This is a genomic window from Pseudidiomarina sp. WS423 (assembly GCF_050750165.1).
Taxonomy (GTDB): Bacteria; Pseudomonadota; Gammaproteobacteria; order Enterobacterales; family Alteromonadaceae; genus Pseudidiomarina; species Pseudidiomarina fusca.
Genome location: NZ_JBOJLN010000005.1, coordinates 13,462 through 25,883, shown reverse-complemented (window position 1 = coordinate 25,883; position 12,422 = coordinate 13,462). Strand labels below are relative to the sequence as shown.

Annotated in this window: 13 protein-coding genes; 10 read left to right on the top strand and 3 right to left on the bottom strand. The window is 48.0% G+C overall.

The features are described from left to right. Positions 1-13 precede the first annotated feature (13 nt). The 9 genes from secD (at position 14) to ACQ661_RS06270 (ending at position 7,745) form a co-directional block, all read left to right on the top strand. Positions 14-1,861, top strand: coding sequence for a protein translocase subunit SecD (gene secD / locus ACQ661_RS06310; protein WP_162014554.1), 1,848 nt, complete (start codon positions 14-16; stop codon positions 1,859-1,861). A gap of 40 nt (positions 1,862-1,901) precedes the next feature. Beyond that, entirely contained in the window at positions 1,902-2,849 is a 948-nt protein-coding gene (gene secF / locus ACQ661_RS06305; protein WP_110075819.1) for a protein translocase subunit SecF, read from the top strand. A 55-nt stretch (positions 2,850-2,904) separates the two neighbouring features. Further along, positions 2,905-3,687, top strand: a complete 783-nt coding sequence (gene yaaA, locus ACQ661_RS06300) for a peroxide stress protein YaaA (RefSeq protein ID WP_153826196.1) — start codon at positions 2,905-2,907, stop codon at positions 3,685-3,687. A gap of 33 nt (positions 3,688-3,720) precedes the next feature. Next, positions 3,721-4,572 carry a DUF3014 domain-containing protein gene (locus tag ACQ661_RS06295; RefSeq protein ID WP_431667965.1) on the top strand — a complete coding sequence of 284 codons (852 nt, stop codon included), beginning with the start codon at positions 3,721-3,723 and terminating at the stop codon, positions 4,570-4,572. A 15-nt stretch (positions 4,573-4,587) separates the two neighbouring features. Next, the gene (locus tag ACQ661_RS06290) at positions 4,588-5,226 is read left to right on the top strand and encodes a 1-acyl-sn-glycerol-3-phosphate acyltransferase (protein ID WP_431667963.1); all 639 of its coding nucleotides are present in this window, start codon (positions 4,588-4,590) and stop codon (positions 5,224-5,226) included. 51 nt (positions 5,227-5,277) lie between these two features. After that, entirely contained in the window at positions 5,278-5,742 is a 465-nt protein-coding gene (gene ribH / locus ACQ661_RS06285; RefSeq protein ID WP_110075815.1) for a 6,7-dimethyl-8-ribityllumazine synthase, read from the top strand. Between the two features lie 85 nt (positions 5,743-5,827). Beyond that, on the top strand, positions 5,828-6,247 hold the full coding sequence (gene nusB, locus ACQ661_RS06280; RefSeq protein ID WP_153826193.1) for a transcription antitermination factor NusB: 420 nt from the start codon (positions 5,828-5,830) through the stop codon (positions 6,245-6,247). Between the two features lie 8 nt (positions 6,248-6,255). Then, positions 6,256-7,251 carry a thiamine-phosphate kinase gene (thiL, locus tag ACQ661_RS06275; protein ID WP_431667962.1) on the top strand — a complete coding sequence of 332 codons (996 nt, stop codon included), beginning with the start codon at positions 6,256-6,258 and terminating at the stop codon, positions 7,249-7,251. A 5-nt stretch (positions 7,252-7,256) separates the two neighbouring features. Then, entirely contained in the window at positions 7,257-7,745 is a 489-nt protein-coding gene (locus ACQ661_RS06270) for a phosphatidylglycerophosphatase A family protein (RefSeq protein WP_313932825.1), read from the top strand. Between the two features lie 7 nt (positions 7,746-7,752). On the opposite strand, the gene dxs is transcribed toward ACQ661_RS06270, so the two are convergent. Genes dxs through ACQ661_RS06255 form a run of 3 tightly spaced genes read right to left on the bottom strand, consistent with a single transcriptional unit; the run spans position 7,753 to position 10,797 of the window. Beyond that, entirely contained in the window at positions 7,753-9,675 is a 1,923-nt protein-coding gene (dxs, locus tag ACQ661_RS06265) for a 1-deoxy-D-xylulose-5-phosphate synthase (protein WP_431667961.1), read from the bottom strand. A gap of 4 nt (positions 9,676-9,679) precedes the next feature. Further along, positions 9,680-10,567, bottom strand: a complete 888-nt coding sequence (ispA, locus tag ACQ661_RS06260) for a (2E,6E)-farnesyl diphosphate synthase (RefSeq protein ID WP_431667960.1) — start codon at positions 10,565-10,567, stop codon at positions 9,680-9,682. Then, positions 10,564-10,797: an exodeoxyribonuclease VII small subunit gene (locus tag ACQ661_RS06255; protein WP_110075809.1), complete on the bottom strand. Its 234-nt coding sequence runs from the start codon at positions 10,795-10,797 to the stop codon at positions 10,564-10,566. Before ACQ661_RS06255 ends, ispA begins: the two co-directional genes overlap by 4 nt. 116 nt (positions 10,798-10,913) lie before the next feature. Between ACQ661_RS06255 and thiI the strand changes: the two genes are divergently transcribed. Further along, positions 10,914-12,404 carry a tRNA uracil 4-sulfurtransferase ThiI gene (gene thiI, locus ACQ661_RS06250; protein ID WP_431667959.1) on the top strand — a complete coding sequence of 497 codons (1,491 nt, stop codon included), beginning with the start codon at positions 10,914-10,916 and terminating at the stop codon, positions 12,402-12,404. Positions 12,405-12,422: the final 18 nt, after the last annotated feature.

Below are 12,422 nucleotides of genomic sequence, written 5' to 3'. Positions count from 1 at the left end.
TTAAGGATACAACGTGTTAAATAAGTTTCCGCTCTGGAAAAACCTGCTGGTTGTTGTCATTTTGGCGATAGCCGCAGTGTACGCATTGCCAAACTTGTATGGTGAAGATTATGCCGTACAAATTTCAGCAAGCCGTAATGCCACGGTTGATATGAGCACGCTAAAAGAAGTCGAAGAGACGCTGGCCGAACAAGCTATTAGCCCCAAAGGGGTGGTGCTTGAAGATAGCCAGATTTTAGTACGCTTAAATTCAGACCAAGAACAGTTACAAGCTCGTGATGCTCTACTTAGAGCGTTAGGCACGGATTATATTGTTGCCTTGAACCTAGCGCCGGCGACTCCTGATTGGCTAGAAAGCCTAGGAGCTTCGCCAATGAAGTTAGGTTTGGATTTGCGTGGTGGGGTGCATTTCTTGATGGAAGTAGATATGCAAGAGGCCATGCGCAAAATTCAAGATCAACAACGTGATACCGTGCGGAGCGAGCTGCGCGAAGAGCGGATTCGTTATAGCAGTGTAGTGCGTGATGGTAATGATGTCGTCGTTACCTTACGTACTGCCGATGATTATGCGGCAGCGGAACGCTTTATCAACAATCGTTACCCTGGCTATACGGTACTTGATAACGAAGCGACGCAAGAGCTGCGCTTACGGATGACCGAAGCGAAATTGAAAGAAACGCAAGATTACGCGATTTCACAAAACGTAACTATTTTACGTAACCGGGTTAATGAACTTGGGGTTGCTGAACCGCTGGTACAACGTCAAGGCGCTGAACGGATTGTGGTGCAATTACCTGGGGTACAAGACACTGCTCGAGCCAAAGAAATCTTGGGTGCTACGGCCACTCTAGAGTTCCGGTTTGTTGACGATGAAAACAGCATCCGTGATGCTGAAATGGGTCGTGTACCTTTTGGTAGCGAGCTATTCAGTAACCGCAACGGTGGTAACGCCTTATTAAAACAAGACGTGATTCTTACCGGTGATCATATTATTAATGCCACCTCAGGCTTTGATGAGAACCAGCGTCCGCAAGTGAGCATTTCGCTTGATGGCCCGGGGGGTGACAAGATGTCACTAGCCACCCGCGATAACATTGGTAAACCAATGGCCACGCTGTTTATTGAGTTTAAAGCTACGGGCGAACGCGATGAAAACGGCCGTGCTAAGCTCGAGCGGTATGAAGAAGTTATCAACATTGCGACCATTCAAGCGCGTCTAGGTAGTAATTTCCGCATTACCGGTATTAGTTCGCAACAAGAAGCGCAAAACCTCGCCTTGCTATTGCGCGCAGGGGCGTTGATTGCACCTATTCAAATCGTAGAAGAACGCACCTTGGGCCCAAGTTTGGGTAAAGAAAATATTGCTTTAGGTACTCAAGCTATCGTTTGGGGCTTCCTCTTGGTGGTGTTGTTTATGGTGATCTACTACAAGAAATTCGGCATGGTCGCAAACTTAGCCCTGACCGCAAACTTGGTGTTGATCATTGGGGTTATGTCGATGATCCCAGGCGCTACCTTAACCTTGCCAGGTATGGCCGGTATTGTCTTGACGGTAGGTATGGCGGTAGATGCTAACGTGCTGATCTTCGAGCGAATTCGAGAAGAAATCAAAGACAAACGAAGTCCGCAGCAAGCGATCCATCATGGTTACGATAGTGCGTTCTCGACTATTCTAGACGCTAACATTACCACCTTGATTGTCGCGATTATTTTGTTTGCGGTAGGTACAGGGCCAGTTAAAGGCTTTGCGATTACGCTAGCTATCGGGATTATTACCTCGATGTTTACTGCGATTGTAGGAACCCGTGCTGTGATTAATGCAGTCTGGGGTGGCAAACGAATTGATAAGTTGTCGGTGTAAATTGTCGATGCAACAAGGTCGGCAATAGGAGGCCACACGAATGCATGAATTAATAAAAACTCATAAAACCATACCCTTTATGCGGTATCGTAAACTCAGCTGGTTATTTAGCGGATTGCTGCTGCTAGCGTCGATTTTTTCACTCAGCACCAACTCGCTGAACTGGGGATTGGATTTTACCGGTGGTACCGTAATCGAAGTAGGTTACGACCAGCCTGCTGATTTGTCTTCGATTCGACAAACACTGGATGCCAATGGTTTTGGCGGAGCTGTGGTACAGAACTTTGGCACCCAGCAAGATGTGTTGATTCGGATTGAGCCGCAAGAAGGTGTAAAGGCTCAAGAATTAGGTAGCCAAATACTTAATTTATTGCAAGCCGAGAGCTCGGGTTCGGTAGATATGCGCCGAATTGAATTCGTGGGTCCAAACGTAGGTGATGAGCTTACCGAACAGGGCGGTTTAGCTATGTTAGCGGCCCTACTCTGTATTCTTGTCTATATTGCGTTGCGCTTTGAGTGGCGCTTAGCCTTGGGCGCTGTCGGGGCATTGGCTCACGATGTGATCCTAACCTTAGGATTATTTTCGGTACTTGGATTAGAATTTGATTTAACGGTATTGGCAGCATTGCTAGCGGTTATCGGTTACTCCATTAACGACACCGTGGTGGTCTGTGACCGGATTAGGGAAAACTTTCGTAAATACCGTAATAGCACTTCAGAAGAAACCATTGATGGTGCCTTAACGGATACCATGAGCCGTACTGTGGTGACCTCGTTAACGACCATTTTAGTGCTGTTAGCCTTGTTCTTTATGGGTGGGCAACTGATTCATGGCTTTGCTACTGCATTGCTGTTTGGGGTTGTTGTTGGTACTTATTCATCGATTTACATTGCCAGCTCGTTAGCATTAGCGTTGGGCGTAAGTCGTGAAGATTTGATGCCACCAGAAATCGAGAAAGAAGGTGAAGACCTCGAGCCAATGCCTTAGAGCATTGGCTTTACCCTAGTTGCTGAACGGATAGCAGAAAGCTAAGGAGCTATTTATGCTGGTTGTATTATCGCCCGCTAAAAACCTAGATTATGACAGCGTCTTACCAACGACTGAGCACAGTCAGCCACGCATGCTTGAACGTGCGCAAGAGTTGGTAGATCGTTGCCAAGCACTGTCACCGCAGCAACTGAGTGAGTTAATGAAAATTAGCGATAAATTAGCTGGCTTAAATGCTGCGCGTTTTGCCGAGTGGCACACGCCGTTTAACAGCAGCAATGCACGGCCAGCAATTTATGCGTTTGACGGTGATGTGTACACCGGTTTAGCTGCAGAAAAACTTGATGCTGAGGCAATTGCATACGCTCAGGAACATTTACGTATCTTGTCTGGTCTATATGGAGTATTGCGGCCGTTAGATTTAATGCAACCCTATCGTTTAGAGATGGGGACCAAGTTAGACACCGCCCGGGGTAAGAGTCTTTATGAGTTTTGGGGGGATGAAATTACCGACCAACTCAACGAAGATTTAGCGGCGGCAGGCGATGACGTTTTAATCAACTTAGCTTCGCAAGAATACTTTGGTAGTGTCCAACCCAAGCGCTTGCACGCTCAAGTGATTACCCCAGTATTTAAAGATGAGAAAAACGGCACCTATAAAGTGATTAGTTTTTGGGCGAAGAAAGCACGCGGTATGATGGCGCGATATATTGTGAGTAAGCGTCCGCAATCAGTTGCTGAGCTAAAGCAGTTCAATGAGGCGGGTTACCGTTTTAATGCCGATCAATCTAGCGCTACCGAACTGGTATTTTGCCGCGCCGAGCGTGATCAACTATAACCTGACCATGTTAAAGCCAAATAGGGAAAGTAAATGACAGACACAAACCAACCACCTCAAGATCACAAAGGCAAAATTATTGTCGGTTTGATTATTGCGCTCGTGGTAGCGCTTGTAGTTGTCTTTTGGTTGGTTCGCGATGCTGATCAGCAGACCGTGGTTGCGCCACCGGTGCAACCTCAACCTGTGGTTACCGAGCCGGAAGTAATCACCCCAGTTGAGCCAGAAGTGGAGCCAGAACTCATTCCTGAGCCGAGTGACACGGTAGAATTAGAGCCTGAGCCAGAAACGCCGCCAGCACCGTCTTTACCAGCCTTGGCTGACAGCACTGCTCCGGTAGTTGCTGAATTGTCAGAAGCGGGTGTTGATGTAGCACCACTAAAATCACCACAACTGATTCGTGATGCTGTGGTCTTTATTGATAACTTGCGTAATGGCGCAGTGATTCGTGATAAAGCAGTGATTGAAGGCCCGACAGCCCAGTTCAAAGTGCTAGAGCAGAATGGCAAATTGTATATCGATCCTCGTAGTTATGATCGTTACAACACTCTGGTAGATTGGTTTGTAAGTTTAGACGGTGTGGTACTGACGAATATGATGGAGACTTATGAGCCACTGATTCAAGAGGCGTTGGATGAAATTGGTTACCCGGATCAATACCCACAACAAGTATTGTTAGATGCGATTGATACGTTGCTCGCAACTCCGTCGGTAGGCACTGTGATTGAATTGAATGATGACTCTGTGATGTACCGTTATGCGGACCCAACGCTTGAGGCCCTGCCTGATGCACAAAAACAGATGCTGCGCATGGGGCCTGATAATATCCGTCGGGTTAAGCTCAAGTTAGAGAGCTTACGCACGGCGTTGTTAGCGAAGGATTAAGGCAAAGGCCTTGGCATGACCGACCTGACAGTGACTAAGCCAACTGTGGCTGATGAGCAACAAACTCCAATCCCTGCGTCACTACGTGGGGATTTTCCGTTGCGTGGTAATGGTTTTAGCCGTTGGGTAGGGCGTGTCGGCTTGCGCCTATTGGGGGGATGGCAAGTGATTGGCGATTTACCCCAGGTGCGCAAAGGCATTTTTCCTGTCGCCCCCCATACCTCCAACTGGGATTTTTTTATTGGGGTATTTGGGATGCTGGCGTTAGGTCTAAACTTAAGCTACCTCGGTAAGCATACTATTTTTCGATTTCCTGTGAATGGCTTGCTGCGCTGGCTAGGGGGCATCCCTGTCGATCGCCGAACCGCGCACGGTGTGGTTGGCGAAATGGTCGAACAGTTTCAGCAACGCGAGCATCTGATATTAGCTTTATCCCCAGAGGGAACACGCACCAAAGTCACAGAATGGAAAAAAGGCTTTTTACATATGGCCAAAGCAGCGCAAGTGCCGGTAATCCCTGTGGCCCTAGACTTTTCTCGTAAAGTGATTGAAATCACTCCGGCCTATATGGTGACCGGAGATATCGACAGTGAACTTGCTAAGGTCAAAGCAAAACTTGCTCACGCCGTTGGCAAGAATCCTCAACATGCTTGAAACTGATTTTTGTGCTATTATCGCGCCAAAATTTGTAAAGGACAGCTCCCTATGAAAATCATTGAAGGTGGTATTGCCGCGCCGGGTAAGAAATTCGGTATTGTGGTTTCTCGGTTTAACCATTTTGTTGTTGATAGCCTATTAGAAGGCGCATTAACAACGTTGAAACACTACGGCCAAGTAAGCAGTGATGACATTACTGTCGTTCGCGTACCTGGTGCCTACGAAATTCCTTTAACAGTCAAAAAGTTAGCGAAAAGTGGCAACTTTGATGCAGTTATTGCGATTGGTGCTGTGATTCGCGGTGGTACGCCACACTTTGATTTTGTTGCCGGTGAGAGTAATAGCGGTTTAGGGCGAGTAGCGCTGGAGCATGAAATTCCGGTAGCTTTTGGCATTATTACCACAGATAGCATTGAGCAAGCGATTGAGCGTAGTGGCACCAAGGCTGGTAATAAAGGCTCTGAGGCTGCACTAAGCGCCCTTGAAATGGTCAATGTATTAGACCAGCTTTAAGCTTTACTATAAGCCCACGCAGGCTATTTATTCCTATTTAAAGGTTCAGTTAACGTAACCAGTTAACCCACAGAGAGTTAAAGTAATGAAACCAGCTGCACGCCGTAAAGCCAGAAAACTTGCCATCCAGGCAATTTACTCATGGCAGTTATCACAAAATAGTATGAGTGATATTGAGGCGCAATTTTTAACGGATAACGACACCAGCAAGATAGATGTAGATTATTTTTTAGCATTGGTGCGCGGTGTTGCCGGTCAGTCCAACAGCTTAGATCAAGCCGTTGAGCCCTTCTTAGATCGTCCATTAAAAGACTTAGATCAGGTGGAACGTGCGGTTTTACGTTTAGCTGCGTACGAATTGCGTGAACGTTTGGATGTGCCCTACAAGGTAGCTATTAACGAAGCGATTGAATTAGCTAAGTCCTTCGGTGCTGATGATAGTCATCGCTTTGTTAATGGTGTGCTTGATAAAGCCATTGATAGCCTGCGCCCCGCTCGTAAATAAGATATTTTATGGCCTTTGCTGAGTTTGATCTGATCGATACCTATTTCAGTCAACGCATGGAGCAACGAGATGACGTTGAGCTAGGCATTGGTGACGATGGGGCGGTGGTAACTGTCGATGCCGGCAACCAATTGGTGGTAGTTACCGATACCATGGTGGCCGGTGTGCACTTTGACCAAGATACTCCTGCGCGCGCTATTGGTCATAAAGTGGTAGCGGTGAATCTTAGTGATTTAGCTGCTATGGGGGCTGAGCCTACTTGGATCAGCCTTGCGCTAACCTTACCGTCTATTGATCAAGATTGGTTACAAGGCTTTACCCATGGCTTGCGCGAAATTTGTGAATACTACGGTTGTCAGTTAATCGGCGGTGATACCACTCAAGGCCCATTAGCGGTGACAGTCACTGCTCACGGGGTATTACCTCACGGCAGTGCCATCAAACGAACCGGTGCCAAGCCCGGCGATTGGTTGTATGTGACCGGAACTTTAGGCGATGCTGGCTTAGCCTTAGCTGCACGACAACACCGCCAGCAGGTCTCCGACGCACATTATCGCCGGATTACCGAACGCTTGTATTTTCCGTCGCCACGGGTTGCCTTAGGGCAATCGCTGCGGGGCGTAGCCAGTAGTGCCATTGATGTCTCTGATGGCCTGTTAGCGGATCTAAAGCACATACTCAAAGGCTCCCGCGTGGGTGCCAAAATCAGCTTGGATGAACTCCCTCTGTCGTTAGCTCTCACTGAAACGCTGACGCAAGACCAAGCCTTAGCCTATGCGCTCACCAGCGGTGACGATTATGAGCTTTGTTTTACTGTGCCAGAAAGCCAACGTGGTGTGTTTGATACCTTAGTGGCTCATACTGCAAGTAAACCTGTCTGCATTGGCCGAATCACTAACGAAGCTGAAGCATTGCAGCTGACCTTGCAAGGTGAACCTTGGCAGTTACCTGAAACAAACACCGGCTACGAGCACTTCGCTAGCCCCTTAGAGCCTAGTGTGTAACCATCATGAGCCGCGCTGTTTCTGGGCAATTACTTAAACATCCTGTTCATTTCTTAGCGCTTGGCTTTGGTAGCGGTTTGCTGCCCAAGGCGCCTGGCACCTTTGGTACACTAGCAGCCATTCCGTTAATATTGGCGATGCAGTATTTGCCGAGCTGGGGCTATTTGGCGGTGATGCTACTGGCTGCTTGGTTAGGGATTTATATCTGTCAGTTTACCGCAAAAGCGATGGGTGAACATGATCATCCAGCGATTGTGTGGGATGAAATTGCCGGGTACATGATTGCCATGTATGCGTTGCCCGCAACTTGGTATAACCTATTGGCTGCGTTCGTGCTCTTTAGATGGTTTGATATTCGCAAACCTAGTGTTATCGGCTGGTGCGATCGTCATCTGCACGGCGGTTTAGGCATTATGGCTGATGATTTAGTGGCTGGACTGGCTAGCGCCGCAGTTATCCATTTAAGTTATTTGGGTTGGGCGCTAGTAACTTAGCTGCTAATTAGTCACCTAAACAGCGTTTGATTTGAGCCATCATACCAGCTGCATCTAAGCCTAATTCGGCCATGATTTCAGCTTGCGTACCATGCTTAATAAACTCATCTGGTAAGCCTATTGGTAATACTCGTGCACGCTGCTGGTTGCTACTCACGGGCTGCGCGGCAAAGTATTCAAGGATGGCTGAACCGGCACCACCGGCCACGACGTTCTCTTCGACACTCACTAAAAGATCATGGCTGGCGGCTAACTCATCAAGCAGCTCGGTGTCTAGTGGTTTGACAAAGCGCATGTCAGCAACCGTTGCATCTAACTCCTCAGCACAGGTCATGACTTCGGCTAATAAGGTGCCAAAATTCAACAAGGCAATGCGTTTTCCAGAACGAACAATTCTGCCTTTACCCAGAGGTAACTGCTGCATGCTCTCGTCCATGGCAACGCCAGTACCATTGCCGCGGGGATAACGTACAGCGGCTGGTTGTTGCAGTAAATGGCCGGTATACAGCATATTACGGCATTCATTTTCGTCACTTGGGGTCATGATCACCAAGTTAGGAATACAACGCATAAAGCTGATGTCAAAAGCACCTTGGTGAGTAGGGCCGTCAGCACCAACAATGCCGGCTCTATCGATAGCAAATAATACCGGTAACTGTTGCAGGGCAACGTCATGAATAAGTTGGTCGTAGGCACGCTGTAAGAAGGTTGAGTAAATAGCTACTACCGGATTGTAACCACCGATAGCTAACCCCGCAGCAAAGGTCACCGCGTGTTGCTCGGCAATGGCTACATCAAAATACTGATGTGGATAACGTTGAGAAAAGGCAACCATGCCTGAACCTTCGCGCATCGCGGGAGTGACCGCCATCAGCTTGTCATCCTGTGCGGCCATTTCGCACAGCCAATCGCCAAAAACTTGTGAATACGATGGAGTTGAGGCTGGCTTGCTCGGTAAAGAGGTTTGACTCGGGTCAAACTTAGGCACGCCATGATAGCCAATAGGATCTTTCTCGGCCGGCGCATAACCTTTGCCTTTACGAGTTACCACATGCAAAAACTGTGGCCCCTTAAGGTTGCGCATATTCTGTAGGGTTTCTACCAGTAAGTTAACATCGTGACCATCAATAGGCCCAATGTAGTTAAACCCTAATTCTTCAAAAATCGTGCCGGGTGCGACCATGCCTTTCATATGTTCTTCGGCTCGGCTGGCAAGATGCTGAATGCCAGGCATGCCTTGCAGAAGCTTTTTACCGCTTTCACGAATAGAGGTATACACCTTACCCGAAAGCACTCGTGCTAAGTGATTATTCAGCGCACCCACGTTTTCTGAAATAGACATGTCGTTGTCATTCAGAATCACCAGCATATCAGGTTTGATATCACCAGCATGATTCATGGCTTCAAAAGCCATACCGGCAGTCATGGCGCCGTCACCAATAACCGCCACCACTTTTTGATTATTCTGCTCGCGCTGAGCTGCAGTCGCCATGCCTAAGGCCGCACTAATAGAAGTACTAGAGTGCCCGACACTTAAAGTGTCGTATTCACTTTCAGGACGCCATGGGAAGGGATGCAAACCGTCTTTTTGGCGAATGGTCGGCAATTGCTGTTTGCGGCCGGTCAGAATTTTGTGCGGATAGGCTTGATGACCAACATCCCAGACCAATTGGTCGTAGGGCGTTTGATAGACATAGTGCAAGGCTACTGTCAGTTCTACTGTGCCTAACCCTGACGCTAAATGACCGCTACTTTGACTCACTGAGTTAAGCAGGTATTCACGTACCTCAGCACACACTTGTGGCAGTTGCCGCGGGCTTAATAGCCTTAAATCGGCAGGCGTGTCGATGTGATCTAACAAACTAGCAGCCCCAGCGCGCTGGCTAGCTGCTGGTGCATTAGGTGATGCTGGCTTACGTGAAGACGTCATGATGTTAATGATTCCGGTTTAGCAGGTGATCTGCAAATGCTTCCAATACTTCGGTATTGTAAGGGATTCTCGCCAAGGCATGAAGTGCTTTCTGATGAAGTTGGTCACGTCGTTCAATCGCACCCTCTAGACCCAACAGGCGGACATAAGTCGCTTTATCTGCAGCTATGTCACTACCTTGCTGTTTACCTAGCGCGGCGGTATCGCCAATCACATCTAAAATATCATCTTGAACCTGAAAGGCTAAGCCGAGGTTATAGGCGAATTCGTCAAAATCAGCCAAATAGTGCTGTGCGGCAGGGCTGCCACACAGCACCCCCAGTTTTACCGCTGCTTGAATCAATGCACCCGTTTTATGAATGTGAACCTGAGCTAATTCGGTTTCGCTGAGGGCTTTACCGGTAGCACTTAAATCGAGCGCTTGACCACCGCACATACCTAAGTCGCCACTAGCCTGCGCAAGCATCTGTACCATTTGTAATTGTTGGGCTGGCGCTACTGCTGCATCAGCCTGACTAATGAGCTCAAAAGCTAAGGTTTGCAGGGCATCACCGGCTAAAATTGCGGTAGCTTCATCAAACGCAATATGGCAGGTAGGATGGCCACGGCGCAGGGCATCATCGTCCATCGCCGGTAAATCATCGTGTACTAATGAATAGGCATGGATGCATTCAATAGCTAAACTGGCTCGTTGTAGCATCGCCATTGGCGCCCCACAGATGGCTCCCACCTGTAAGGTCAAGAAAGGTCGTACCCGCTTGCCACCTAGCACTAAGGCGTAGTGCATCGCCTTATTTAATGGTGCAGCAACCGCCTGGCGTTGTTGTAACAACTGTTCAAGTTGCTGATTAATATCAGCCCGTGTTTGTGCTAACACTTGGCTAAGGTTCACACATTATCCTCTTGCGGTTTGAACTCAGCTAATTGCTCCTGACCTTGTTGGGCCAGTAGTTGACTTACTTTCTGTTCGGCTTGCTGTAATTTTTGTTGGCTTAAACGGGATAATTTTACCGCTTGTTCAAATTGCGCTAAGGCTTGCTCTAGAGGCAAATCGCCTTGTTCAAGTTGCACAACTATTTGTTCTAACTGTTTTATCGCTTGCTCAAATGAAACGTCGCTCATGGTGATTCATCGCTGTTGCTGGAGATAGAAGTATGGCGCACAAGTTACCTTGATTCCGCAGTAGGGTCAAATCAGGTATAATGCCCGATTTTTAAGCTTAGGCCCCCAAAAATATCATGAAATTTATTGTTCGACTGCACGCTGAAATCACCATCAAAAGTAAAGGCGTTCGTAAGCGCTATGGCAAAGTTCTGGTAAATAACCTGAAAAGCATCTTGCGCCGTAATCAACTAGACGCCAAAGTCATTTGGTGTTGGGATCGTATCGAAATTGTGGTGGCCGAAGGCGTAGCCGATGAACAGGCTGTGGCCGAGCACATCAGTCAGCTGCTGCAATGTGTGCCAGGAATTGCCTGGTTTAGTCGCTCGTACGAGCTACCTCTTAGTGAAGCGGACGGACAGGCTGATTTTGCCGCCATGGTGCCAACCCTGTTGCAAGTTTGGGGGCCGGAATTAGCGCACAAGAGCTTTGCGGTGCGAGTTAAGCGCAAGGGCACTCATAGCTTTCGTTCGATCGATTTAGAACGTTACATCGGTGGCGCCGTATTACAACAGGTGGCTGGTACCAAGGTCAATTTAGGTCGGCCTGACATTGATGTGCGGATTGAAGTAGACCAAGATATCGTACGGATTTTTGGTACTAAACAAGCTGGCTTAGGCGGCTTTCCGTTACCCACCCAAGAAACCGTATTAAGTTTGTTATCAGGGGGCTTTGATTCTAGTGTCGCCAGTTTTCAATTATTACGGCGCGGTGCACGGGTCCATTTTTGCTTTTTTAATCTTGGTGGCGCTCAGCATGAAACTGGGGTACGACAAACAGCCTATTACCTGTGGCAAAAATACGCCAGCTCTCATCCATTAAAATTTATCAGCATCGATTTCGCGCCTGTGGTAGAAGAAATTTTAACCAAGGTCGACAACGGCTTGATGGGGGTAGTGCTTAAACGCCAAATGTTACGAGCAGCTGAGCTGGTCGCAGATAAACTCAATACTGCGGCCATTGTTACCGGTGAAGCTTTAGGGCAAGTTTCTAGCCAAACGCTGAGTAACTTAAGTGTCATTGATGAGGCGACCCAGAAGTTGGTGTTGCGCCCATTGATTACCATGGACAAACAAGAAATCATTAACATTGCGCAACAAATTGGTACCGCCGATTTTGCCAAAAGTATGCCAGAATACTGTGGTGTGATTTCTAACAAGCCGACAGTGAAAGCTCAGCGCGATGCATTATTAGCGGCAGAAGCAGAGCTCAACCCTGAGTTGATTCAGCAGGTGGTGCGCCAGTCGGGAGTGCTTGATGTGAGCACCATTGGCGAGCAAGCTGCGGCAGCAGTGACCGCAGTCGCGAGCTTAACTGTAGCAGCCGCCGGGCAGTGTGAGATCATCGATATTCGTGCCGCCGATGAAGCTGAGTTGAAACCTTTTGTGGCGACGGATGCCAGTATCACTGTACGACATATTCCATTTTTTAAGTTAGCGACTAAATTTGCGGAGCTTGATCCGGATATTACTTATTTGCTGTACTGTGAAAAAGGGGTAATGAGTCAGCTACAGGCACTCTATTTACAGGAACAAGGCTACCAAAACGTAGCTATTTATAAACCTTAAGAGTCTAAGGATAGGATG

Excerpts from the sequence above, each read along its gene's own strand:
- ribH (WP_110075815.1), top strand. The coding sequence starts at position 5,278 with ATGAAAATCATTGAAGGTGGTATTGCCGCGCCGGGTAAGAAATTCGGT.
- ACQ661_RS06295 (WP_431667965.1), top strand. The coding sequence starts at position 3,721 with ATGACAGACACAAACCAACCACCTCAAGATCACAAAGGCAAAATTATT.
- nusB (WP_153826193.1), top strand. The coding sequence starts at position 5,828 with ATGAAACCAGCTGCACGCCGTAAAGCCAGAAAACTTGCCATCCAGGCA.
- thiL (WP_431667962.1), top strand. The coding sequence starts at position 6,256 with ATGGCCTTTGCTGAGTTTGATCTGATCGATACCTATTTCAGTCAACGC.
- ACQ661_RS06255 (WP_110075809.1), bottom strand. The coding sequence starts at position 10,797 with ATGAGCGACGTTTCATTTGAGCAAGCGATAAAACAGTTAGAACAAATA.
- secF (WP_110075819.1), top strand. The coding sequence starts at position 1,902 with ATGCATGAATTAATAAAAACTCATAAAACCATACCCTTTATGCGGTAT.
- dxs (WP_431667961.1), bottom strand. The coding sequence starts at position 9,675 with ATGACGTCTTCACGTAAGCCAGCATCACCTAATGCACCAGCAGCTAGC.
- thiI (WP_431667959.1), top strand. The coding sequence starts at position 10,914 with ATGAAATTTATTGTTCGACTGCACGCTGAAATCACCATCAAAAGTAAA.
- yaaA (WP_153826196.1), top strand. The coding sequence starts at position 2,905 with ATGCTGGTTGTATTATCGCCCGCTAAAAACCTAGATTATGACAGCGTC.
- ACQ661_RS06270 (WP_313932825.1), top strand. The coding sequence starts at position 7,257 with ATGAGCCGCGCTGTTTCTGGGCAATTACTTAAACATCCTGTTCATTTC.
- ACQ661_RS06290 (WP_431667963.1), top strand. The coding sequence starts at position 4,588 with ATGACCGACCTGACAGTGACTAAGCCAACTGTGGCTGATGAGCAACAA.